Genomic DNA, 23,534 nt, shown 5'->3' with positions numbered 1-23,534 from the left:
GGCCTACGCGCTACGGCACGCTCAGAAATGGACGTTTACTTCACCCGCTTTGAGGCCCCGCGCCGGTTACGCTTACCGATCGTGACGGTCGAAGAGCCGAAGGCCCAGGGCATTCGCTGGTGGCTTGTGCTCTCATGCACGGCCGCGGGTGGGGTCGCGATTTGGGTTACGTTCAAGATCGCCGGGCCGGACTCCAGAGAGGACATCGCCGTCGCCTTCATGGTGGAAGCTGCTGCGGCGCTCTTTCTGCTTGCCTTCTTCTTCTTCCTTGAGCGGAGCTTCACCACGAGGGTCACGTCCACCGTCGTCCGAGAGGTCCGTGACCGGGTGGTCGCCCCGCTTGAGGCCCGTGTGGACAATATCGCGACCGAGATCGCGAATCTGCAGCGAGAAGTTGACGTGGGCCTTCAGGAACAAACAGCTCGTCACCATGATCTTGTGATGGCTCTTGACCCTCCGACCGCTGGATCAGTTGGCGCCGCGCTCAGCGAAGCGACCAGGCTCAATGCCATCGCTGGCCAAGTAACTGTGCAGGCCAACGAGGACCCGCACGGCATCTGGGTGACCTTCTCCTACGGCGCGCACTTCCGTGGGCGAGACCGCCTTGAGGATGACCAGTTGCTAATCCAGGTCTGGCCACTGCTGACCAGGAGAGGCCCTGGATTGCTCCTCATCGAGGACTTCTGGGGTTCAGGCGAGCAGCTATCGCAGGTAGCACTGCGACTCAGCGACAGGCTCCGGAAGAACGGTGCGCGTGGCGCCTCCAACACTCCCGATTGGACTGTCGCGATGCGGAACCTCCAACGCAGCCTGGACGTGGCCCTGCCGGTAGAGCACGGCGGGTGGCACTTGTCTGGCGCGCTGCACGAACTGGTCGGCGAGGATTGGGCGATCACGACGGCAGGGATTGAGTACCGCGACCTCGGCGTGGTGGTCGCCGTCGAGGCCATCCCGCGGCGCCCCTTCCCGTTTGGCCGCCGTGCCGAAACGGACGAAAGCACACACCCGACGGAGTGGGATCCCGGCATGCCGGACGGTGCAGACCCGGACGAGTGGGCCCTCGTGCTCAGCCGCGGGCGCGCCGCCCTCGAACGGCCAGGCTACGCGCTTGAGGCCGGCACCGGTCTTGGCTGGACGTCTGAAAGCGTTCGGACGTGGATCCCTGCTGGGCGCATGGCCAAGCCTCCGCATGCCGGATGAGGGTTGGGCACTCGAGGTGTCCCGGGCCCACGATCTCCCACCACCTCAAAGTGCTCCGCGAGGCCGGCATCATCACCGGAGACCGCCGCGGCACCTGGGTCTACAACCGACCCGTACCCGCCAGCCTGCAACAGCTCGCCGCGCTCCCTCGACGCCGCGACCCTGACCGGCGCCTGACACCTCGCCGGCATAAGCATAAGCGGCCGGCGGCCCGCGGCGGTACAGCCGTTCAGCGCATCACTCGACGACATCCTCAACGTCGAGAACCTCGGACCGTGCTCCCGACGCCTCCACCAATAGGCGCGACGGGGCGTTGCGGTCGCACTGCTACGCGCCGACCAGATGGAGGCGCAAGCGCACCTCCAGCCTTAGCCGAGCATCCAAATGCCCACCAAATCCTCCGAGTAGACCAGATCGTCAACGACGTTCAGTAGCGGCATTAATTAATAATTGTTCCCTACCGTGAAGGCGAAATTCAAGATCTGACATGGCGCCGCGGATGCTGCGGCGAGCATCCGTCCGCAGGACTTCAACCACGGCCGTAATGGCAGGGTTGGTATCCACGACAGCCAGATGACCGTTCATCGCCAAGGCAAGGTTCTTTCGCACGCGGTGATCTTCGTCGCCGGCAAGACGGAGGGCTACGCCAACGTCGAGTGCACCTGGATCCCTAGCCCAGCGGGCGGCCGCGATGGCCCTCATCGCTGGCAGTGGATGTACTGCATAGTGATTGAGATCCAGACCTGCCCGACGCATTGGTAGCTTAAATAAAGCCCGCCCGATCCGCCATTGGGCAGCGTCACCGACCGTACGAATAAGCGCAATGCCGAGTTCCTCGATGGCTTGGAAATGAGTGTCATCACTGGCGACGCGAGCCGCGCACGCGAGAGCTAGGTCACACAACGTTGGCCGGGAAGACCATTCGTTGCTTGCCTCAAGCGAGGGCTCGCTTCCATAGCGGACCTGGACTAAGTCTGCGTCGTGATTGCCACGGGCAATGTCCATGATTGTCGGCCAGATGGTTGCCTGGGTCTTAGCGTCAACCGCACGGATAACATTGATCAACGACTGAAGAGCGAACCGCCGGTTAAACGTCTCCGCCCTAGGGTCCAGCGCCTGGCCCAACAGTTTGCGGGCAACGGAATTGCATGTCATTGAGTCCAGAACGGACGCGAGAATAGCGACCTGGGAGGCGTCGGCAGGAATTGTCATCAGGGACGAACCACCGGCTCGATCATCGAGCGCTTGATCAACTCGTTTACGCGCAAGTGCCAGCGCAGGTTTAGGGTCAGCGCCGGAGATAATGAGCGCTATGCAGGCATCTTGACTTTCTGCGGCTGCTTCTGAGAGAAGCTTGCCGAACGCTTCCCGGTATTTTGTAAGTGTCTGCTCACCTCTGTCCAGAATGACGCTGGCCATCCGCTGATCAGCGAGCAATGCCCGGACTAGTAGCGGCACGACATCTTCTCGCCTGGCTGCAAGTGAGATCAAAATCCGCGCGACCGCCTCGTCGGTGTCCCGAGGACGACGCGGCCCGACGAGTCGATCCAGCACGCGTAAAAGCACATCGACCTGGCCGTCAGTAAGGACGTCGCATAGCACTGCCAGGGCGTCGAAGGCCCGAGGTCGCGCCTGCGCGCCCCAGGTACGGACATCTGGGTCGGGTGCGGAGACTTCGCCGAGAGCGGCGCTCGCCCACGCCTGCGCGTCGTCATCACTAAGAAGATCGGCAGCCGCGGCGACCGCCGCGAACGCGGCCGCCCGGCAGCACTCCACCGGCGTCACATGCATGTTGACCTGGAGGCGAGCTGGTCTGTCGGGTAGTGCCTTCGCCGCCTTTGCAGCCTGGTCAGGTGCGCCGGCTCGGACAAAAGAGTGGACTGCTTCCTCTACTTGGCCAAGCCGCTGCTGGAGTTGCGCCAACGAACGTACAGCTTCGAGTTCCTCGGCAAGCTGCCCGCGGACGACCGTCTGCCACCGCCATCGCTGAGCAGTCCGAAGAGCCTCGCTGGGACTGTCCAGGTCTAACATCGCACGGCGGGCGTGCTCTGCGGTGTGCGGCGAGCCCGGCAGTCCGCTCGGAGTCGAATTGGCTCGCAGCGCCTGCGCAAGCGGATGCTGTTCGTCCCTTCCGATATCGGAATACCAATGCCGGACGGTACGGAGCGCGTAGAGCCAGTCGGCGGCGTCGTCGAACATCCTTTCTACGCACGCTCGCTCGATGGCCAGCAGATATTGTTGCTGCGCGCCGGGGCCGTCGCCCGACAGCGCCAGGTAGCGGCCATAGCGTGCGTGCGCCCATGCCACAATCGGGCGCCGGTATCTCCGATGAATCTCGGGCGTAATGGCTGCCCAGCGGCCCGTCGCATCTGCGAGGCACATCTGCACCCGTGCCGCACTGCGCTGCGCTGCATCGTCGTGACGCGCAGCCGACGCGAGAACGATCGCCTCTAGTACGTTGCGACGCTCCACGACGTGCTGAGGAGCTGCTGCGGCGATCGCCTCTTCGCAAAGGAACGCTGCTGCCCGCTCTCGGTACGGATCGCCCTCTTCAAGTGCATCGAACGCTGCAATGAAACCTTCGAGATCGGAACCTTTGGCGACCCATACAGCGGCACCGACAGCTTTCCTCGCTCGCCCAACCGAGATACTCAACTTCTCTGCCCAGTCTGGACGGCGTCCATCCTCTAACGCGAAGCCTGCCTCCCACGGTTGAACGACCTCGAGGTGGTTCCAGGCCAGACCCATCAAAGCGATCATCGCTTCGTCTGGGTGCCCGGCACGTTGAGTCGCCTCGGCCTCCTGCCGTCGCATGAACGCTGCGTGCGGCCAGTAGCCTGCCGCCTCCAACCTGCTGGCGATTTGGGCGTAGGATGAGGCGGCTGCAGGATCCGCGTCCGCTAGCATTCGCTCAGCCTTGTCGAGCATGTCTGTTAATCCGACCGCCGCTACGGGTCCCCTCACAACCGCATCTGCGTCCACGCTTTCCACACGGCCAACACTTTGCAGGTCCTCGCTTGTGCTTTCGCGTAGACCGAGCCCACGACGTCGAAGCTGACGTCGAACACTGCTTGCGTCTACGACACCAGCCGTAACTCCCCAGTCCTGAGCCAGCGCGGTCAAATGCCCAAAGAGATCGATCGGCTTGAGGCCGTACGATGTCGCGATGGGACTGAGCCTGTCAAGGGCTGCAAGATAGTCGGCCCCGCGAGGACCTTCGCTCACGTGCCACACCTGCAGCGCTGACAAGAATGCGTGCGTTGAAGCATCAACACCGCCGAGATCGGGTGCCCCGCGCGCAATCGCAGCAGTGACGACCTTGCGGACCTGCGTCAGTCGATCACGGACCTTCCGATCGATAACGCCGCGCTGGAAGATTGCGGCGAACGTTGTGGCAGAAGAATGGCCCGCAGCGAACTGCGCTAATACAGCCAGTTGAGCCAAGGGTTCCGCCTCTCCCCTAGCGATGAGGCCCAGGCCCAGATCTCCGCGGGCTACGTCGTTGGCTCTGTCGCGAAGGACGTGTAGTCCTTGGACCACCACGTCAACAAACGGGGAATCGCTGGCTGTGACAGACAGGGTGTGTTTCACCTGGTACTCAGTACACAACGGCGACGGTCCGGGCTCAGCGGTGAGCACAACGTCATCAAGAAGGTGGCCGAGCGCGCGCTGCTGGAGGGCCACGCCAACCAGCGGCATCTGAAGTCCAGGCGGGTGCGTACCAGACAACAGGTAGGTCAAGGCAATTGCGGCAACTCGGTACTCGTAAATGGTGCCCACGCCACCGGCAGCCGCCGGGGACACGGGGCTCTTCGTCGTCATTCGCTCCTGCCTGAGCTCGAGGAAACCGACATCGTGAGACTCCGAAATTTGCACAGTCATGTTCTTCAAGGCGGCTCGCTTTCACCGCATGGATAGCACACCGCACCGACGTGTTGGGCCGTCACAGCGCCACGACGGCAGACGGCACGGGCTGTCCGCGCAGGCCCTGATCCGACATGATCGGCCTCCGTTGAGGCTTCCAGCCGGACGTGCGGATCGCCCAAGCGTCGTTCTCCCGCCGACCGGACGTGTCGCACTCCGGCAGCCCCACCCCTATCAAGACGCTGTTGGGGAGCCAGGGATGGCACGGTCCCTGGCTCGGACCGCCGAAGACCAAGGCGGCCGTACGCGACGTCAGGTTGCCGCCGTTTCTCGTCGACGGGCTCGACCAACTGCAGCACAACCATCCGTACGAGACAGTCGTTTGTACCGACAGTGGTGGCTGGCTGTGGCGGACTACGTTCGTTGCACGAACATGGCGACCAGCATGCGACGGCGACCCGCGACACGATGAGCCGGCGGCAATCCTGGGCTGCGTTTTCACGATCTCGCCACACCCACCGAACCTGGATGGACGAAGACACGACTCCCGACGCCGTCGCCCTGTCACCGCTTGGGCCACCAGGCGACCGGCATCCGCGGCGTCTACGCCCACGCCACCGACCGAATGCAGACCGCCCTACTGCGAGCACTGCAGAACCGATGGGACGACGCCTACAGCCACTGGTAATGAACGGTCAGTGTTTTGGCACTTACCATGGGAGCAAAACTGGTCCCAGAATGTTTTCTCGTGTTGCGTAAACCGGTACGCGTAAGGAAGATAACCGCCCGCAGTGTACCCGGATTCGCTATCTGCATGGAACATTTGGCCTGGCGTTTAGAAAGGGTCTTCGGTACATGCCAAATAGCCGACTTGCCGCAACATCCGCCGTTGTGCGCGTTCAGTAAATGGCGGCGACTCGCCTGGCTCGCAGTGTAACGTTTGACCGTTGCTACCAACATAGAAGGCGACGACAACGCCTCCATGGTGGCTACAGGCTCCACGCTTGCCAATGCTGCCCGAGCGCCATCCATCAGCACACGTTAGGTATGGGTCCCAGTCAACTAACGCAAATGGATGCTCAATCGACGGCGGCGGAGAACTAGGCCGCGCAGTTGCCGGCACAGTTGATGTGTTAGTCCTGGACGGAATGGAGCTTAGCAGGATGCATAGAACCACAATCACCGGAGGGCTCGCTACGACCGGCACAATCCGCGCAGATCCGAGTACGTTTTTCGCATCCTGGTATATAAGAAATACCGGAAATGCGAGAACTACGGGGAAGACCATGAGGCCGGGCCCCCAAGCATCTTCGACGAGCCCAGCCCAAAAGAAGATGGTAAAAATGGCAGGTATCAACCCTAAGCCGCAGCAATAGATAACCTTGTGGATCCACGATCGGGATCGTGCAGGGTGACCTTGGTTGAGCTCGCCCGATGACATTTTAGAAGCATCGTCGTAGGCCAAAGCTCTGTCCTCATACAATTCGGCAGCCTTCTTCGACTTCTACGGCAGCTCGCTCGACGCCCAAGTCCGCGTAGGCACCGCATGGTGGCTACCTTGTTGCCGGATTGCTCGCTTGTCCGGCGCTGACGCGGTGCACCGGGGGCGCCGCCGGCCGTGGCACTCTTGTCCCGGCCTCCCTACGGCCTTCGGTCCGGTGGCCGGGCAAGTCGGCGGCCGCGGCAGCGCCCCGCGCCAGATAGCGGCGCATCTCCGGCCGGCTGCTGCCTGCAGTGCAGCCGGTACGGTCGTGACCGCGACTGCGGATCTGTCGGCACTCGCCGCATCGAGCTAGACGGAGAGTGGGTGTTGAGCTGGCGAGACGTCGGAGCAGCCGATGGAGCTAGGCGTCTTCGGAGCCTCGTGCGCGCGGCAGAGGAACGCGTGCCAGCGTGGACCGTGTCGTCACGATCCAGACCGGAGTCCGAAGCGGTTGGTGCGGGCTCGGCATACGTCGCAACCTGCTAACGTTCTCGTCTTATGTTCTCTGGCCTTGCGGGTAACGATGTCTACGTCTGAGCGGATGGAAGGCACACTCGCGCTGTTGGGACTTCCTTTCGTCTTTACGCAGGATGGTCTGCTAGGCACCAGCACGTTTCTCGACGAGGCCAAGGAACGCGGCATCGACGTATCCCTTGACCAGTTGCGAGCGCTGCACAAGAGCCGTCTGCTCGTGCCGCTGTACCTGGTCGATGATGAGTTGGTAGACGGTCTGTGCATCGACAACGGCACCGAACCGATCCTGGGTAGCAATCCTCGCGGTTGGACACTCGACGCCGGCCGCCGTGGCCGCGTGTGCGATGCGTGGCAGGTAGAGTTATCGGATCGGTGGCCGTACACGCTCCCCCAGGACATCGATGACGCCGCAGCGAAGGAGTGGTGGAACGGCTTCACCTACTCGCCCTGGCAGCTGCTCGAGCTTCCACGCGCCGTGAATCAGTACGAGTTCATTCGGTCCGGCATGCGCACTTCCGCCTTTGAGCAGCGAGCGCTGCAGTCGCGTCGGCTAACGTGCGTGCTGGCCGCTCTGGCAACTCGTTACCTTCCGAGCGTTCTCGGCCGGCTCAGCTTCCCGCCTGGGGTGGACGAGGCGGCACTACGTCGGTATCGGGCAACGTCGGACCTGTTGGAACTGATCCAGGTTGCGGGCTTTGAACCCTCCGACCTGCGGACGGAGGCCGACGCGTTGCTGTTGCATGCTCACAAGGATCCGTTAGCGAAGTGGCTTCCGCTGGTGCGGTATGCGAGCTATGCGGGTTGGTCGAAATTGCGGGGCGCACCGCTGGCGGCCATGTGGCACCGCGTGGCCGCCGAGGTGCTCTTGCGCGCCCACGAAGACCTGGCCGGTGAGGGTGTTGTCGATCCGTTGCCAGACCTGTCCGGCACGTCGTGGTGGGCGGCCCAGCATGATCGGCTGGCGCCGCGGTACGCCGAGGCAGAGACACTCGAACGCGCGCTCGCCGAGCTGGGCCTGTCGCCGCACCCGAAGGTGATCCTTCTGGTGGAGGGCGAGACGGAGCTTTACCACGTTCCACGCTTGCTCGCCGAGTTCGGCTTGTCTCGACCGCAGGACGTCCGCGCGCAACGGACGAAAGGGTCGAAGATCAACGCTCATCTGATCGCTCGCTACGGTGTCACGCCACGCGTCGGCCGGCGCCTGCATGACCGTTGGATGTTGGACGCGTCTCCGACGGCGTTGTACATCGCTATGGATCCCGAGAACGATTTCGCCACGCAGGCGAAGCGGAGAAAGGTCAGGGCCGACCTGCAGGCAGCCATCCGCGAGGAGGTGAAGTACCAAGACGCCGACATCGGCCAGGACGAGCTCGATGCCCTCATTCACGTAAGTGTCTGGGGAGAGGACACATATGAGTTGGCCAACTTCACCGATGACGAGCTGGTCCAGGCGATCACGACACTCGCTACGCGACAGAACAACGCCTGTGTGTCGACAGCGGCCTGGGAGGTGGATCTGCGGACCGAGCTTCAAGCCGCTCGAGCCGCCCACCGCGACATCAAGGTGCCGCTGGGCCGGATGCGGGTCAAAGACGACAAAGTGGAGCTTGCCAGTCTGCTCTGGCCGACCCTGTTGACCAAGTGCGAGGCCGAGTACGCAAGCGCCACCATAGATACTCCGGTGTTAAAGATCGCTCTTGAAGTCCGCGAGCTTGCAGCGAAGTTGACCGGCGTCTTCGCGCTGGTCGGGCCAAGGTAGACCTACTGATTGTGGTCCCAGATGGATCGGGTCTGCTCTGCGAAGTCATAGGCATGGGCCTGCTCGCGGCGCTCTCGCACGGCTCGGCGAGTCGGGTGCCTGGCGGCGCGTTTAGGATCCGAAACTGGCCTCCCGGGAGCCAGGACGGTGCTCCGTGTCGTTGGCATCGACTTCGCTCAGTCAACTCAATGGCTACGAGTTAGAGGGCTACGACGTCGTGATGCATCGTCCTAGTTCATGACTTCCACTAGGACCGCAGCGATCGATGCGGCCGTGCCGGCGACGGCAACAAGGAGGCTGGCCCATTCGAACGAGGTCCATCCGCGCCGTGTCGGCTCGCCAACATCGACGTGCTCGTCGGGGCTGTGGGGGACGCCGCTGTGGCCGTTTCGACGTAGCCACCAGAACCGTCCGATGCCTCCTCCCAAGAAGCTGACAAGCCAGACGAGTCCGAAAATGATGAGGATGCCCCAGCCCTTGCGGGCAATCTCGCTGGTCAGCCCGACGTGCCAGACGATGGTGCCGATGGCGACTAGTGCAATGCCGGGTAGCGCATAGCCAAAGTAGAAGACTAGCCGGTCGGCGGGAACGGCGACGTGACGGCCGAGGAAGAAGAAGACGAACGGGGTCGCCAGCCCAAGGCATACGAACCCGACGATGACGCTCCACACTCCCAGGTCCAGCGCGGAACGCGCGATCAACAGAGATATGCCCAGTACAGTCGCGACGATGCATCCGAGCAGGAACAACGCGTCGGGATGCCCGGTGTCGTCGCCGTATTCGTAGCCTCCGGAGTCGTCGCTCACGGCGACATTGTCGTTGCGCACCGCCTACGGCGACAACCACCGAGGCGTTCTCCCGCGTGCGAAGCGAAATTGTGGTTGCCGCACGGATGAGAATGGACGTCATGCATGACCAAAGCCGGTTCGGCCCCGAATTCGTTGCGGCCCACCGGGCCGCGCACGGCAAGCGCACGCCGGAGCAGCGGCAGTTGACGTACGACATCGCCGTGGATGCAGCGTTCGAGTCCTGGCGGCGCTGGTACGACGAACAGTTCGCCCACCTACCGGCGCCGCAGGCCGACGAGCTCGTCCGGCGCCTCTGGCAGGACGAACACTTCTGGCCCGTCACCTTCGAGTTGGCCGCCGGTGCCGCGATCCGGTCAGCCGGCTACACGGCTCGCTACGAAAAGGACTATGACGGCCTGACCCCTGATTGGTCCGCGCTTACTCCCGAGGGCGAGCTAGCCTTCTTCGTCGAGGTGCACACGGACCAGCCCTCAAGAGAGACCTACGGACGTATCCGCGCGTGGAAGGCGCTCGAAAGGCGTATTGCCGGGATACCCGTCAACGTAGTCCTAGCGCTGCAGGGAAACGGACACGTGGCACCGCGGCCACCCGATGCTGGAACAGCAAAAAAGGTCGCACGAGAGATCCATGCGCGGCTGCTTGGCTCGCCCACCACTACGCGCATCCAGGCTTGCGGCTACACGTTCGTCGTTCTTGCCGACAGACTTGGGCCTCTCCCTTCGGAGAACGGTCTGTGCGCTCAGTTCGCCGCGCCCAGCGGCGTAGCCGGCGCCGTCGATGCCGGCCGCCTAGTGCAAGCTGTCGACGACAAGGTGAGCAAGTACGCGAAACTAGCTGTCCGTCATGACGTTCCGCTTATCGTTGCTGTTGGAGCACACCGCTTTACCCGCGTCGACCTTTCCGATCTTGATGATCTTCTCGAAGGAGTCGCTACGATCAGCTTTCAGTTCAGCCCTGGCGATACCTTCCTGGGCACCAAGTCGGTCAACCTGGCGCGACCTGCACAGTGGAAGATGCCAGCCGACCTCGCCGGCCTGCTCTGGCTGCACAACCAGCCGCCGTTCGGCGCTACAGCGCGGCCCAACCCTGAGGGCCACCGCAGCATGCCGCCCCTCCTCGCCGGATTGACAGACGCCCAGCCAAGCACTCAGCAGTAGTGAGCTACCCCGGCGGGCCGCGTCTGCGGGAGGAGGGCCTGCCGGCGATCGAAGGCGGGGAATCGGGCCGGGCCGTGCGTGATCCGTTTCGCGAACCAGCGCCGCCCTACGGGCGTTGGATTCCTGGGGGGACGGGCTCCCTGCGGCGTGCGACATCGACCAGCTCCGCCAGGCGCCGCCCGAGTTGGGCGAGCGATTCCAGGTCGTGCTGTCCGGTGCCCTGTAGATCGCCAACGGTGTTGAGGACGTAGCCGGTGAGCACGGCGATCTCGCCCGCCACGGGAGCGAGTTGTAGAGCAGGGTTCAGGGTGTCGTCACCGGTGTAGGGCTCAACGATGGTGCGGTACTGCTGGGCGACGGGGTCGAGGTGGGCGGCCAGCTCGCGCAGGTTCGGGGGGTGGGCCATCAAGACACCTTTCAGCAGCGCGACATTCTGTGGTTGGTCGAATCCACAGCGTACGGGTCGGGGGTGGCGCAACCAGATCAGCGCACGAGCGCACGCACCGTCTCGCCGCCGAGCAACGGCTTGCCGTCCGGGCCCTTGATGTACGGACCCCGATAAATGACCTTGTGGCGTTGCTCGCTGGGGTACCACTGGCGAACCTTGTGCATCCGCACCACCCAGCGATGTTGCCAATTGCGGCCGACCGGCTCACCAGCCGCGCGCTCGTCGCGCTGCCGCAACCGGATAACGCGCACGTCCGGCGACAGACCGGCACGCTGGCCGATCACCCGAGCCGCGTGGTTGGTCTCCGCCTGCTCGACGCCGGCGATGCGTTGCTCACACAGGCGCCAGAAGGCGTACAGGAACCGCCAGGCGAAGCTGTCATCGGCGTCGTCGATCTCGCTGCCCGAGGCGTATTCGCCGAGCAGGCGACCCTCGTCCTGTCCCATCATCTCCGCGGACTTGCGGTACGCACCGTCGACGGCCTGGGCGGCGCTAGCCAGCCGCTCAACCTCATGGGGGTCAGTGGCGCGCTGTGTCTGGAACTCCAGACACCGCACGGCGTCCAACAGCAGCGGCGGCAGCGGGGTGCCCTCGCGACGGGCCTCGGCCACCAGCTCAAGGAACGAGTCGGGCCGGACCGGACCGGACGTGTCGTGGAAGACCGCGATTCGCACGCCGGGCAGACCACGGACACCATCCGCAGCCAGCGGATCTGGCACGTTGAACTGGCCGGGGTGCCAGCACAACGCCCGGACATCGCCCAGATCCCCGCCGACGCTCCTGACCAGCACCGGATGCGGCAATACCAGCAAACCCGTCGGGCTGGGCAGGTCGTCCTCCGCGAGCAGCTGGAGATCATCGCGGGTCAGGCCCTGTGCCGCGGCGATGACCACGTCGCACATCTGTGGGGTGAGCACGTACAGCTCGGCGGCAGCGAGGCACCTGGCCTCGTCGCTGGTCAGCAGTTCGGCCGCCTCAGCCCAGTCAGCCGGATACGGCCGCTTGTAGCCCAGGCCGCCGAACAACAGGTCCATTGCCGCTTCACGGCTACCGGTGTTGGCCCTGTGGATCGCATAGGCACGGGTCAACTTGTGCTGACGCAGCTGCCGCGCGATCGGCGCGGTCTGCAGGTGCGCCACGGTGCTCATGCGCGCCTCGCGCGCAAACCGCGCCGCACTAGCCACTGTCCACGACTTACCGGGCATGACAACCTCCCCAGGATGCCGGACGCGTGACGGTACCAACACGGTACGTCAATTTGGCGATGTCGTTGGTCGGCCAGTTGCCGGGCGGCTACATGTGAAAGATGCGCCCCCACGACAACGGCCTGCTCGTCGGCGCCGACGCGGAAGTAGCGTCCGGCGGTCTTCATGAAGGCGTGCTCGAGCAGAGCTTGGATCTGGGGACGCCGGCACCGCTCTGGCGCAGCCGGGCTGGTTGTCCCGCTCACGCAGCCACGCCGAGATAAGGCCTGATGGAGAGAGGAGGGTCTTTCGAGGGATGCTTCGCGCGACGTACCTATAGAGCGCGGGAAAGGATCAACAATGAGCAGCGCTAAGTGGTGGCGCGACACCGACACCTGAAGGCGCCGTCGACACCGCCGGCGGCCAGGGCACCTTCGACGCCTCCCTCGGCCAGATGCTCGTCCCGGCACGCGGCTGGCGGCTGGCCGCACTACGCAAGCCCTGGGAGATGACCCAGGACCAGGTCGCCACCCGCATGGGCGTCAGTGTTGCCCGGATCTCCCCCGGCCACCTGCTCTGTGTAGTCCGCGCGCAGCGGTCCCGAGACGTTGCCAGTTCAGTTCGGACCTGGCCGCGACACTCGTCGGTCACAGTGCCAGCAGGCGTGCGGCGCGGTACTCGTCGATGCCGCCCCTCCACCCCGCGAGCGGGAGCGTGATGTCTGATCGCCGCGGGCCCCGCAGCGTGCGACTCGCCGCGTGCCGCTCGGCGGTGGGGATGAACCGATCCCACATCGGTGGCAGTACAGGGCTCGGCAGTACTCCGTACTCCGACAGTCCGATCAGAATGCCGTACCGCTGGTATTTGTCAGTGCCTGGCAAGAGCTTCGCCCGTGCCAGGCGTTTCTCCAGCGCACTTGGGATCGTTCCCGTAGGCGACGACCGGATGAGGTCGAGCAGGGCGCGTAGCTGTGCGCGGTCCTGCGCGTCCGGCTCGGGCAGCCCTTCGCTTGTCGCGGCCTCCAGGTCCGGCAGGTAGCGATTCGGGATCTCGTTCCATGCCCAGCCGAGCGCCAATCGCAGCAGCACCTCCGTGACATCGACATCCGTTGCTGGTTCGAGGCCGCAATCGGGCACGTCACCCGCGCGCTTCGCCGAGGCGCGGAGGAAGCGCGCCCAGCCGTACGAAATGATTGTTTGGCGTCCGCGTGGGGCACTGCTCATCCCGGCAACAAACGCCGCGAGCACCGCGTCCTCGTTGAGCGCTGTCGCGGCTTCGTCGGCCCGCTCGACGACCTCGCGTGCGCTCCACCGCTCGGGTTGCCGCACCGGCCAGCCTGCGCCGCGAGCGGCAGCGACGTCGGCGGCCGCGTAGGACGGATCGGCTCCCATAACCGTTGATGTCCGGGTGAGGCGGTAGCCATAGCAGCGCATCAGGATGTCCCGCTCGGCACCGAGCGGAATCCGACGCGGCGTGATGATCATCAGGCAAGGGTATCGGCTACGCCCGGTGGGCGGTCGAACTGGGTGTCGGCGTGATCGAGCAGGAATCCTGGCGATATTCGCACCCGCGGTGAACAAGGATCGTGCCCGCGGCACGCTCGATCATGGCCGGCAGAACTGCTGGGCGGCGATCGGGCGCGAGCCAGCCGTTCGGACAGACGGACGCCTACAGATGAACGCGGTGCCGGCACCCGCATCAGCCCCATCCCAAGGTCGGACATTGGTTGCTCGGTCCTCGGACGTCAGCCACCCCGTCCGGCCTCTTGATCCGCGGGTTCGGGTTCGAGTCCCTGAGGCGGCAGCCGCAGCGTTTGAAGATCACGCCGGTGCCTGACGTGGGTCTTCCTCGTTGATCATCTGCAACGCTCAACGAGTCGATCCAGCGGCCGCTTCAGTTACCGGCCACTGGGACCTGACAGCCTGCTAAGCGTTACCGCTTGGTGCGTGCAGACGCTTCCATCTTTCCCTGCGCCGCAGCAGTCGCGTAGCAACCTGCCGGAAGGGGCCCAACGGGCGTACGACCCACCGCGTTGGCCGATGAGTTGCCCAGCCGGCATCGTCCAAAATTCAAGTCCCTGGCCGGAGTGCGGCGGCGCGTTGGACGAGGTAGCGCTGTTCGGCTCGGCTGGCGGCGCCGGGGTCTCCAGGACTATGCCTCCACCCTTTCGGCCGAACGGTCACTGCGTGGCCAACAGCACCCCGAGCACCGAGGCGACGGCCACGCCCAGCAGCACGACGGCGGCAGGCCCGCGGCGGTCCGCCGGGAGCCGGTTGAACAGTCGGGACAGCCGCCCGAGGACTGCCAGTGGTGGTGCGGCGAGCCATACGTCGCGTTCGACCCGCCGGCCGGCGTATCGCACGATGCCGGGCAGGTGACCGACGGCGCGCAGGAGGGGCCCGGCCATGGCGCGGCTGCGGCCGCGTGCCGGGACACGGCCTGCGGCCATCTCGGTCAACGCGGTGTGCAGGGCGGATTCGTCGTTGGCCCAGTGGGCGCGGTAGCGGATGACACCGGACGGGTCGATGAGGTACGCCGAGTTCGGTTTCGGGCTCATCGCACGGTGCAGACGCCCGTCGATGTCGTCCACGGCGACCTCGAAGTCGATCGCGTGATGGTCGCGCAGCTGTACGGCGTGGCGGTGCTTGACGGCGAACGTGTCCGGCTGACCGAAGACGTCGCCGGGGTGCGCCTCGCGCGTGTTCACCAGCACGAACCGAACGCGGTCGCCGAACTGGGCGTGCAGGCGCCGTAGTACCGGACCGGCGCTTTCGGTGACCGGGCAGGTGCGGGAGCCGAACACCATCAGCACCGGCCGTGTCCCGAGGTCGGTGTCGCGGAACCGGCCGCCGTCGACCGTGGCGAGGTCGAAGGCCGGCATCGGGGCGCCTGGGCCGGGGGCGTCGCGGCTGAACGTCATGTCGTCGATGAGCAGCGCCGTGCCGAACCGGTTGAACCGGTAGGCGGTGCCGGCGCGGGTGTCCGCGTCGAGCGCTGACGGTTGCATTGCGTCTCCTCCTGAGTTGACTGATCGGTCAAGTGTTGGGTCATGCGAAAGCGCTGACCGGCCCGGTGGGCGGTTCAGCCGGAAGTCGCGAGCAGCAGCCGGAAGGCCTGTTTGGCGTCCAGTACGAGCTGCGGGTCGTCGTACGCCATGGCCAGCAGCGCCAGCCCTTGCAGATGGGCGAGCAGGCGCCGCGCGGCGGCGGGGGCCTCGACCGCCGGACCGACCTCGCCTCGCCCTTTCGCCTCGGTGACGGCGTCGGCGAAGTACCGCGTCCAGGCGTGCAGAACCCGCGCGGCCTGGGTTCGCGCCTCGTCGCCGTGGCTGGCCAGTTCTGCGACGAGGCCGCCCAGCGGGCAGCCGGGCGTGGCACCCAGCGCTTGGCGCATCACTGCCAGCCGGTGGGCGAAGCGGTCGACGAACCTGTCGATCCGCGCCAGCGGCGGCACGTCGTCGCCGAACGCCTCGTCCAGCATCGCCCGCATCAGCGCCCAGTTGCACTCCAGCACCGCGACACCGAGCGCCTCCTTGGAGGGGAAGAAGTGGTAGAGGCTGCCCTTGTGCACGCCGGCCGCCCGGCACACCTCGTCGGTGCTGACCTCGGCCAGCGACGAGGCATGCACGAGGTCGCGGGCCGCCGCGACGATCCGCTCCCGGGTGTCGCGCGCCATCACACCTCCCCTAGTTGACCGTACGGTCAAAAGCTAGCCTGACTTGACCGGGCGGTCAAGTCTTCGCCCCGGCCACTGACGGATGACGGTCACCGACCGGCTCAGCCCTCGGCCACCCACAGTCGGTTCGCGTCGGGCTTTGGAGCTGCGGTTGGTTAGTAATCCATCCCGGGACCGCTGTGAGCAGGAATGCGCGAGCCTGCCGGCGAGGCTCCCGCCGTTGTACCTGCCGAGAATTATGTTCGTCCTGGTGAGTCAAGGCCCACTCAGACGACATCGCTTTGATGAGCGTTCGGTGGCAGATCAGGGCGCACGCGATGGTCACGAAGGTGAGGAAGTGATCAACCAAGGAGTACATCGGGGCAGCGCCGTAATCAGCGCTGCCCCGATGTACTGGTGTGATAGTCACGCGGCTGGGCGTAGGGCTCGTACAACTGCCAGCTGGTCTGGGACGGGTGGTTGGGTGGATTGCCAGCGTTGATGCAGGGCGTTGACGATGCGTTGGCGCATGGCGGGGGTGACGTGGCTGTAAATGCCGCGCACCCCGGGGATGCGGTGGCCGAGTCGTTCCGCTTGGGCGACTTCGGGGATGTCGTCCTCGATGAGCCACGTCTTGTGGGTGTGTCGTAGGTCGTGGAAGTGCATGCCGGGGATGACTGGTGGGGTGGTCTTCGTGCCGTCGACGGCGGGTCGGAAGACGCGTCGGGACATGCTGGAGCGGCGGAGGAACGCTCCGCGTGCTCCACAGAAGACCTGCTGGTGGTCGTGGCTGTCGAGAACTTCTTGAAGGAGGGTGATCAGGAACGGGGGTAGGGGAATGTCGCGGGCGGAGGTGGTGGTCTTGGGTGGTCCCAGGTAGAGGTTGCCGGCGACCTCGTGCAGCGCCCCGACGTCGGGGTGGACGCGGATGAGGCCGGTGCCGAGGTGAGTGTTGGTGCGGGCGAGGCCGGCGAGTTCGCCCCATCGCATGCCGGTGTAGGCGGCGGTGATGACCAGGATCTGGTCGGCGCGGCGGTGGATGTTGTCGGCGATGGTGTTGACCTGCCTGGTGGTGGCGTGGGGTCGCTCGGGTGGGCGTCGGGTGACGACTTTGACTCCCGTGCAGGGGTTGTAGCCGATGCGCCGGTCGTGGACCGCTTCGCGCATGAGCAGGCTGAGTAGGGACATGACACTGGCGACGCTGCTGTCAGCGAGCTTGGACTTCAGCTGCTTGACGAAGACCTTGATGTGCTGGCGGGTGATCTTTGTTAGGGGCGTATCGCCGAAGGCGGGCAGTATGTGGATGCGTAGATGGCTGTCGTAGGCGGCCCACTTCGCGTGGCCGGCTTCGTGGCCGGGCCGCCAGATGTCAACCCACTCGGCCAGGGTGATGCGTCCGAGGGCGGGGTCGAGGAAGGTGTCGAGGGCGAGGTCGACGTCGACCTGCTTGCAGCGGATCTCGGCGGTCTTGCGGGTGGGGTGGGATGAGTCGGTGCCGACGCTGCCGTCGGTCTTGCGGTAGCGCACCCGGAAGGAGGTGCCGCGTTGTTCTACCCAGGCCATATGTTGCTCCCATGCGATGTGTGGTCACGTGGGTGGTGATCAACGCTTCGCCGGGGCCGGTGTGGCAAGTCATGATCCCGAACGGTGGTCATGGTTTTCGTCGGCCCTTCCGCCCGACCGCGGCTCGGGCGCTGGCGTCAACGATTGCGGCGAGATCGTCGGCGGAGAACCGCAAATGCTTGCCTAGGAAGGTGCAGGGCACTTCCCGGGCGGCGGCCTTCTTCCGCAGCCAGGACTCGCGGACCTGCAGGCGTTGCGCGGCCTGGGCGGGCGTGTAGAGCAGCGGACCGGTTGATCCGCGGTCGGTAGGTGTACGGGTCGGGAGCGTGGATCGGGGAATTCGGGATGGCAAAGCCATGGAGAGCTCCAAGGAGGAAGGGTGGCCGATCGTGGCCGGGGAACAGACAGAGGGGCGGGTCCGTAAAGGACTCGCCCCTCTGTACATCAATGGTCGCTAGCTATCTCGCCGAGTACGCGGCGGTTCGGTCTCAGCGACTCTTTCGTCGTGCGCGCAGATGTCGGGGTGTTGCGGACGTTCGGTGTTCGTCTCGTGCAGTATGTCGGCTCTACGCTCGAACGTCTGACCATCATCCGGACATGATCAGAGCAATACGGATCGCATGTCGCGTGCAGCAGGGGCGAACGGCCGTCCCAAGCGTTTAGGCGGTCGACACACTGCGGATGACCGCTCGGGCGGCGGTCAGTGCGCCTTCTATCTCAAGGCGCAGACGCGGAGGCATGTCCTTGCCATCCAACGCGCTGGCGCGGACGACCGCACACAGTGCGACTTGCTGGCGCCACTGGAGCAGTGCGGTGATGCCTGGATGCTTCAGCACGTCGCGGGCGGCGTAGCCATCGCGTACCGCCATCGCGTGGTCGACCAGCCGGGTGGTGGCTGCCTGTGCAGCCGGGTGAGTCGGGCCGCCCGCCGCCTCGATCACGGCCAAACCGAGCCGGGTGCCGAAGACGGCGAGTTCGGGGCTCAGGGCGAGCTGTTGGTACTGCGTCGTCATCGTATCGACCTGGTCTGCGAAGGGTTCGGGGTTGCAGAGGACGGCCAGGCAGGCTGTGACGGCGTTGAGCCAGGGTTGCTCATCGTGGTCGGTGGTATCGACGAGGCGGCGAGCGGTCTCCAGGTCGCCTGCGGTGGCGTGGGCGATGACAGCGACCTGGCGGCCGTCGAGCATCCGCTTGCCGATCCCGCCGTAGGCGCGCAGCTGCCGATGGGCTTGGGCCCATCGGCCCGCGCTGGCCAGCGCTCGGGTGCCGTCCGAGAGAAGAATGGTCCATAACCACTCCCGGACGGTGCGGCGCTCCTCATCGCCGGCGATGAGGTCCGCGGGAACGGTAAAACCTTCGACGCGTACGTCGTCGCCGTTGGTGATCGCGGTGAACAGACCTTCGAGTAGTTGGTAGCCGCTGTCGGAGCGTCCGGCGCGGATATGTAGCCGGGCGAGGTTGACCATGGGTTCCAGGGCGTAGCGGCCTACCTGCGCACCGCGGTTGGTGGCGCGCAGGTAGGCGCTGGTGTGGTCGTGGCACCACTGCCGGGCCAGGTCCGGTAGGTCGCAGTCGGAGGCGATCAGTGCAGCCAGGTTGTATACCGACGCTGCGCTAGCAAGGTCGCCGGTTGCGGTCGCGGCGCTGGCGCGTGCGGTCAGGTCGGCAACCCGGTCCGCTAGCGGCATGCAGACGGGCCGGGGCCGCGCGACGAGGGGAAACCGTGCGAAGGGCCGGCCGGCGGCCACGTCATTCCCAGACCACGGCGATGGGGTGGTGCGGGCGCTCGAGGACGAAACGCCCGGATGCCGGGTCGTGGGTGGCGTCCGAGTCGGGGATGCTGAACCGGACACTCTTATCGCGGTAGCTGTCGTTCCAGGTAAGCACGACGTCGGCCACCTGCTCGGCAAGATTTCTGCCGTGAGGCCCGTGCCCTATGACACCGACCTCGTAGAGCCTGCGGCCGTCGGCGGCTGGATCGGCGGCCCGTGTGGTGAGGTAGGCAACCGTCCCGTCATGCGTGGTGGCCATGGAACCCCACGGGAACATCGGGGTGACCACGCCGCGCTGGGCGGCTGTCGGCTTGCAGTTCATCCGCATGATCGAATTTGGGAGGGTGACGGCGAGGTAGAGGTCCATCCACTCGTACGGGACGTTGGCGGGGAACGTAACCGTCGTCCAGACCTCGCGCCGGTCGTCGTTCAACACTCCGGCCAGAGCCGATCCGTCGACTGGCTGGTCCTTGTGGGTTTGCAGGATGACGTCGGCGTCGATGCTGACCTCAGTACGGGCGTCATCGCCGATGCCGCGCAGCGGCATGAACACGGCGAGCTCGCTACCGACGCTGGTCCAGCCATCCTCGCCACGCTCGAAAGCGATGGACCGCGACGCCGCTCCAGCCAGGCGCAGGGGCACGACCAGGCGGCCGTCGGGGGCGAGCTGGTCCAGCCACGCGGTCGGGACCTCCCATGCGCCGACGGTGGCGATGACCCGGTCGTAGGGTGCGTTCGCGGGGTAGCCGAGCGCACCGTCGCCGACGAGGGCTTCGACGTTGGCGCTACCGGCGGCGTGCAGATGACGGCGGGCGCCGTCCACGATGTCGTCGTCGATGTCGAGCGTGGTGACGTACCCGTTGTCACCGACGACAGCGCCGAGCAGCGCAGCGTTGTAGCCGGTACCCGCCCCAGCCTCGAGAACGCGGTGGCCGGGCTGAGCATCAAGTTGGGCCAGCATCACGGCCACGATGCCGGGTTGCGACGCGGCGCTGATCTGGGTGCCGTCGCCGCTGTACTTGGTGTAGATAGGTGCGTCCGCGTATGCGGCCTCGGTATCGACGCCGGGCAGAAACAGGTGCCGGGGCACGGACCGGAACGCGTCCTCAACCACGGATGACGTGATCGCGCCCCGTGTAACGAGTTGATCGGTCAGGGCGTTGCGCAGGGAGCTGGCGTTTGTCATGTCGTCTGCCGTGGCTGCTGCCGTCACGGTCAATCCTTCCTGGTTAGTAGTGTGGCCGTGCTCGCCGCCGGTGAACACGTTGTTCAACGCCATGTGGGCGATGGTGGCCTGGTCGGTGAGCGACAAGCCGGCCCGGTTGGCGTGGAAGATCAGGTGGTGGGCGAGGACAGCGCGTAGGCCCCGCCGGAGGTCCCCGTGGCGGTTGAGGTGGGCCAGCGCTTGCCCGGCAGCCTCGAAGGCGTCGATCCAGCCGTCGAAGCCGTGCATCGGCTTGCCTGCAGCGCATAGCGGCCGGGCTGAGATGGTCATGAGGTGACGGGTGGCGTCGTGGAGCCTCTGGACCTGTGAGAGGTCGCCGGTCCGCGCGGTGGGGACGTCGTTGCGGTGCTCGGCGAGCAGCCGCCACACGTCGCCTTGCTCGTACCAGTCCAGGCCCGCGGCGCGCATAAGGACGCTGGCGAGCAGCACTGTCGTCTCGCGCTGGCCGAGGCCGACCGGGCGGGGCTGGGCCAGCAGGTGCGCGCTGTCGGCGTGGAACAGGTCGTGGGCTACGGCCATCGCGTCGTCACCGCCGAACGCTGTCGTTTCCGGCTCGTAGACGGCGATGCACCAACTGCGCGCGTCTCCCCCGCTTACAAGCTTGTCGAGTAGTTCGCTGAGGCCTGGGACCGGATCGGCGGCCTGGTAGCGCAGCCGCAGTGGGCTCTTCCGTAGGTACCACCAGCCGTGCAGGTCTCCGGCCGATTGTGCGGTGGTCATCGCCGGTCCGAGTTCGTCGATGAGGACCCGGCCGGCGGTCACCGGGTTGTCGAACTCGATATTGAGCTGATGCCAGATCATGATCGCTCGTCAGCCTTCCTCTGCGGGTTGCTGGTCAGGACGCTGCGGTCCCAACCGGTCGCCGTGCCGGTGGCGGCGGCCCAACAGCACAGGGCGGTTCCTGCGGCTCCTTCGAGCAGCCCTGGACCCGACGGGCGGCGCAGCAGTGCCGCCGCTGTGTCGGCAGGGCTGGCATCGTGTGTGGCGATCCGGTCCAGTAGTGCGTCGGCGACCGCGAGGAGTTGAGGGCCGGGCTCGGATGCGGTGGCGGTACCGATCCGGAGCGCGACCAGGGCCAATCCTGCGTACCCGTGGCACAGCGACGTGTCGTCGCCGGTGGCGTTCAGGTGGTCGGCGTCGGTGAGGGCTTGCAGCAGCACGGTGGCAGCATCGGCAGCTGCCTCGGGGTCGGCGACGACCAGCGCGGCGGCGTGCAGCGCGCTGACTACGCCCGCGCTGCCGTAGCACCATGACGGCCGCTGCTCCGGCCGGCTGCGGGCGGGCGTACCGACTTCCGCTGGTGTGATCCAGTACGGCCAGACCGGGACGCCTGCCGCAGTGGTGGTGCGCCAGCTGTTCAGCCAGTTGGTAATGGCAGTGATTGCGGCACGTTGGCCATCGACGAGCACGCCCACGCGAGCGGCGTAGGCCAGCAGCGCAAGCGGTCCGGCGATGCCATGCGCTACACCGGAGTTGAGGTGCCCTTCGGGGTACCGGTTGTCTGCCCGTCCTGACGGTCCGGTGGGCGTCCACCAGCCAGGTACCACGGTGCATCTGGTAGTCGTGACGGTGTCGGTGAGCCGCACGAGGTACTCCAGTACAGCACGGACAGCGGTGCCATCAGGCTCGCGGCGCAGCAGGTAAGTTCCGATGCCGGCCAGGCCGCGGATGACATCGAACTCAGCCAACGTAGCCGGCTGTCCGGCGTCCATGCGGGCATGTGCGGCGTCGACGCGTCGGCGCGCGTCTGCGCTGACGGCGGTGTCGATGGTGAGCAGCGCTCGCTCGTAGGCGCCGGGCTTCACCTCGGCGACGCCGGCCAAGGCGTGGCCGATGGCGGGCGCACCATGCGTCAGGTTGGTGTGCGGGCCGGTGGTGATCTGATTGCCGCACGCGGCGTCGACCCAGGTCCGGACGCGGTGCCACGGGCGTTGTTCGGCGGCGGCCAGTTCGGTGTGCAACATGATCACGCCGGGCATGCCGTGCCACAAGCTCTGACGAAGCCACGGCTGTTCGGGAAGGTCCCTGATCATGTGGTTGGGGTCGGCGAGTTCGTCGGCGACCGCGATTGCGAGCTGGCCGGCTGGGTGGGTCATGAGGCTCCTCTGCGGGCGATCCACCGTTTGGCGGCGGAGCGAGCCAAATACAGCGCGATCGCTTCGTCGTCGAAGTCGATCCGGTAGGCCCGTGCGTGGTGCAGGTGCAGCAGCGAGCCCGCGACGTCGTCGCTGTCGACGCCGATCGTGTGCGGTCCGACCATGTGGCGGTTGTAGGCGGCCAGTGCAGCATCGCGCGGCGCCCACGCGGCGACGATCGCCGGGCCACCAGGCGCGGCCCGCAACGCGGCCCACTCATCGTTGGGATCAGCTAGTACCACCGCTTCGTTGAGCAGCGTGCGGTCGATCGGTCCGGGTGCGGCGGCTGGGACGTTGTCGATAAGCCATCTCATGCCGTCCTCGGCGCTGCCGAAGTACCCGACTGCGATCGAGGCGCACGTGGCGGCCATCAGTGCCCGACGTGACGGCGTGCGCGGCTGCTGCAACTGCGTTTGCACGGCAGCAGAGTCGGCGCGGAACACCTCTTCGACGGCTGCGAGTGCTGGCCCTGATCCCCATCGGCCGGTCTCGGGATAGGAGGTGCAGTAGCGCACGTCCTTCAGCAGCCCGGCAGCATGCAACTGGTCGGCCCAGCCGCTAACGAGGGCGGCCGCAGCACCGAAGTCGTCGGATGTCGGCAGGTCCAGTCGTAGCCGCAGGTGATGGTCAGGGTTACGGAACCGTACGAACCACCATGGCAACCCTCCGTCCCACCGCTGTGCGAGTTGTTCGAGCAGTGCCGGCAGATGGCTCGCAAGGATGTGGTCCTGGGTCCCCCGGTCGCCGTGCAGTTCGGCGAGCAGCAGCTGAGAGGCCGGTCCGTGAGGCTATGTCCGTTTCGGAGTG

17 protein-coding genes are annotated in these 23,534 nt (G+C 65.8%); 4 read left to right on the top strand and 13 right to left on the bottom strand.

Translation table 11 applies throughout. The annotated features are described in order from the left end of the window. Positions 1-81 precede the first annotated feature (81 nt). Both ABD211_RS20940 and ABD211_RS33950 read left to right on the top strand, forming a co-directional pair. Positions 82-1,200 carry a hypothetical protein gene (locus ABD211_RS20940; RefSeq protein WP_344134480.1) on the top strand — a complete coding sequence of 373 codons (1,119 nt, stop codon included), beginning with the start codon at positions 82-84 and terminating at the stop codon, positions 1,198-1,200. Beyond that, complete coding sequence (locus tag ABD211_RS33950; RefSeq protein ID WP_425560474.1) at positions 1,197-1,634, top strand: ArsR/SmtB family transcription factor; 438 nt, start codon at positions 1,197-1,199, stop codon at positions 1,632-1,634. The genes ABD211_RS20940 and ABD211_RS33950 overlap by 4 nt, the downstream gene beginning before the upstream one ends. Here the strand turns inward: ABD211_RS33950 and ABD211_RS20930 are convergent. Next, on the bottom strand, positions 1,618-5,022 hold the full coding sequence (locus ABD211_RS20930; RefSeq protein WP_344134477.1) for a hypothetical protein: 3,405 nt from the start codon (positions 5,020-5,022) through the stop codon (positions 1,618-1,620). The genes ABD211_RS33950 and ABD211_RS20930 overlap by 17 nt on opposite strands. A 2,066-nt stretch (positions 5,023-7,088) precedes the next feature. Between ABD211_RS20930 and ABD211_RS20925 the strand changes: the two genes are divergently transcribed. Further along, complete coding sequence (locus ABD211_RS20925) at positions 7,089-8,780, top strand: hypothetical protein (protein WP_344134474.1); 1,692 nt, start codon at positions 7,089-7,091, stop codon at positions 8,778-8,780. A 230-nt stretch (positions 8,781-9,010) separates the two neighbouring features. Here ABD211_RS20925 and ABD211_RS20920 read toward each other — a convergent pair whose 3' ends face one another. Beyond that, positions 9,011-9,586 (bottom strand): hypothetical protein, encoded by a 576-nt coding sequence (locus ABD211_RS20920; protein WP_344134471.1) that lies wholly within the window; start codon positions 9,584-9,586, stop codon positions 9,011-9,013. A gap of 101 nt (positions 9,587-9,687) precedes the next feature. On the opposite strand from ABD211_RS20920, the gene ABD211_RS20915 reads away from it, so the two are divergent. Further along, entirely contained in the window at positions 9,688-10,746 is a 1,059-nt protein-coding gene (locus ABD211_RS20915) for a hypothetical protein (protein ID WP_344134468.1), read from the top strand. 106 nt (positions 10,747-10,852) lie between these two features. Here ABD211_RS20915 and ABD211_RS20910 read toward each other — a convergent pair whose 3' ends face one another. The 11 genes from ABD211_RS20910 to ABD211_RS20860 all read right to left on the bottom strand — a co-directional run bounded on the left by ABD211_RS20910 (position 10,853) and on the right by ABD211_RS20860 (position 23,479). Beyond that, positions 10,853-11,152: a hypothetical protein gene (locus tag ABD211_RS20910; RefSeq protein ID WP_344134465.1), complete on the bottom strand. Its 300-nt coding sequence runs from the start codon at positions 11,150-11,152 to the stop codon at positions 10,853-10,855. A 77-nt stretch (positions 11,153-11,229) separates the two neighbouring features. Then, entirely contained in the window at positions 11,230-12,342 is a 1,113-nt protein-coding gene (locus tag ABD211_RS20905) for a hypothetical protein (RefSeq protein WP_344134462.1), read from the bottom strand. A 683-nt stretch (positions 12,343-13,025) separates the two neighbouring features. Continuing rightward, positions 13,026-13,862, bottom strand: a complete 837-nt coding sequence (locus ABD211_RS20900) for a hypothetical protein (RefSeq protein ID WP_344134460.1) — start codon at positions 13,860-13,862, stop codon at positions 13,026-13,028. Positions 13,863-14,557: 695 nt separating this feature from the next. Then, entirely contained in the window at positions 14,558-15,385 is an 828-nt protein-coding gene (locus ABD211_RS20895; RefSeq protein WP_344134457.1) for a TlpA family protein disulfide reductase, read from the bottom strand. Between the two features lie 74 nt (positions 15,386-15,459). Continuing rightward, positions 15,460-16,053 (bottom strand): TetR/AcrR family transcriptional regulator, encoded by a 594-nt coding sequence (locus ABD211_RS20890; RefSeq protein ID WP_344134454.1) that lies wholly within the window; start codon positions 16,051-16,053, stop codon positions 15,460-15,462. A 405-nt stretch (positions 16,054-16,458) separates the two neighbouring features. Beyond that, positions 16,459-17,595 carry a tyrosine-type recombinase/integrase gene (locus ABD211_RS20885; protein WP_344134451.1) on the bottom strand — a complete coding sequence of 379 codons (1,137 nt, stop codon included), beginning with the start codon at positions 17,593-17,595 and terminating at the stop codon, positions 16,459-16,461. A gap of 88 nt (positions 17,596-17,683) precedes the next feature. Continuing rightward, entirely contained in the window at positions 17,684-17,953 is a 270-nt protein-coding gene (locus ABD211_RS20880; protein ID WP_344134515.1) for a helix-turn-helix domain-containing protein, read from the bottom strand. 301 nt (positions 17,954-18,254) lie between these two features. Further along, a complete protein-coding gene (locus ABD211_RS20875) occupies positions 18,255-19,343 on the bottom strand; it encodes a hypothetical protein (RefSeq protein WP_344134448.1) in 1,089 nt (362 codons plus the stop codon). A gap of 1 nt (position 19,344) precedes the next feature. After that, on the bottom strand, positions 19,345-21,393 hold the full coding sequence (fxlM, locus tag ABD211_RS20870) for a methyltransferase, FxLD system (protein ID WP_344134444.1): 2,049 nt from the start codon (positions 21,391-21,393) through the stop codon (positions 19,345-19,347). Further along, positions 21,390-22,688, bottom strand: a complete 1,299-nt coding sequence (locus ABD211_RS20865; protein ID WP_344134441.1) for a lanthionine synthetase C family protein — start codon at positions 22,686-22,688, stop codon at positions 21,390-21,392. Before ABD211_RS20865 ends, fxlM begins: the two co-directional genes overlap by 4 nt. Next, a complete protein-coding gene (locus tag ABD211_RS20860; protein ID WP_344134512.1) occupies positions 22,685-23,479 on the bottom strand; it encodes a thiopeptide-type bacteriocin biosynthesis protein in 795 nt (264 codons plus the stop codon). The genes ABD211_RS20865 and ABD211_RS20860 overlap by 4 nt, the downstream gene beginning before the upstream one ends. Between the last annotated feature and the right edge of the window lie 55 nt (positions 23,480-23,534).

This window comes from Luedemannella flava, from assembly GCF_039528515.1.
GTDB lineage: Bacteria > Actinomycetota > Actinomycetes > Mycobacteriales > Micromonosporaceae > Luedemannella > Luedemannella flava.
The sequence above is the reverse complement of the archived record's forward strand: the minus strand, read 5'-3'. Positions and strand labels throughout refer to the sequence as shown.

Excerpts from the sequence above, each read along its gene's own strand:
- ABD211_RS20930 (WP_344134477.1), bottom strand. The coding sequence starts at position 5,022 with ATGACGACGAAGAGCCCCGTGTCCCCGGCGGCTGCCGGTGGCGTGGGC.
- ABD211_RS20900 (WP_344134460.1), bottom strand. The coding sequence starts at position 13,862 with ATGATCATCACGCCGCGTCGGATTCCGCTCGGTGCCGAGCGGGACATC.
- ABD211_RS20890 (WP_344134454.1), bottom strand. The coding sequence starts at position 16,053 with ATGGCGCGCGACACCCGGGAGCGGATCGTCGCGGCGGCCCGCGACCTC.
- ABD211_RS20895 (WP_344134457.1), bottom strand. The coding sequence starts at position 15,385 with ATGCAACCGTCAGCGCTCGACGCGGACACCCGCGCCGGCACCGCCTAC.
- ABD211_RS20915 (WP_344134468.1), top strand. The coding sequence starts at position 9,688 with ATGCATGACCAAAGCCGGTTCGGCCCCGAATTCGTTGCGGCCCACCGG.
- ABD211_RS20925 (WP_344134474.1), top strand. The coding sequence starts at position 7,089 with ATGGAAGGCACACTCGCGCTGTTGGGACTTCCTTTCGTCTTTACGCAG.
- fxlM (WP_344134444.1), bottom strand. The coding sequence starts at position 21,393 with ATGATCTGGCATCAGCTCAATATCGAGTTCGACAACCCGGTGACCGCC.
- ABD211_RS20880 (WP_344134515.1), bottom strand. The coding sequence starts at position 17,953 with ATGGCTTTGCCATCCCGAATTCCCCGATCCACGCTCCCGACCCGTACA.
- ABD211_RS20865 (WP_344134441.1), bottom strand. The coding sequence starts at position 22,688 with ATGACCCACCCAGCCGGCCAGCTCGCAATCGCGGTCGCCGACGAACTC.
- ABD211_RS33950 (WP_425560474.1), top strand. The coding sequence starts at position 1,197 with ATGAGGGTTGGGCACTCGAGGTGTCCCGGGCCCACGATCTCCCACCAC.
- ABD211_RS20885 (WP_344134451.1), bottom strand. The coding sequence starts at position 17,595 with ATGGCCTGGGTAGAACAACGCGGCACCTCCTTCCGGGTGCGCTACCGC.
- ABD211_RS20910 (WP_344134465.1), bottom strand. The coding sequence starts at position 11,152 with ATGGCCCACCCCCCGAACCTGCGCGAGCTGGCCGCCCACCTCGACCCC.
- ABD211_RS20905 (WP_344134462.1), bottom strand. The coding sequence starts at position 12,342 with ATGAGCACCGTGGCGCACCTGCAGACCGCGCCGATCGCGCGGCAGCTG.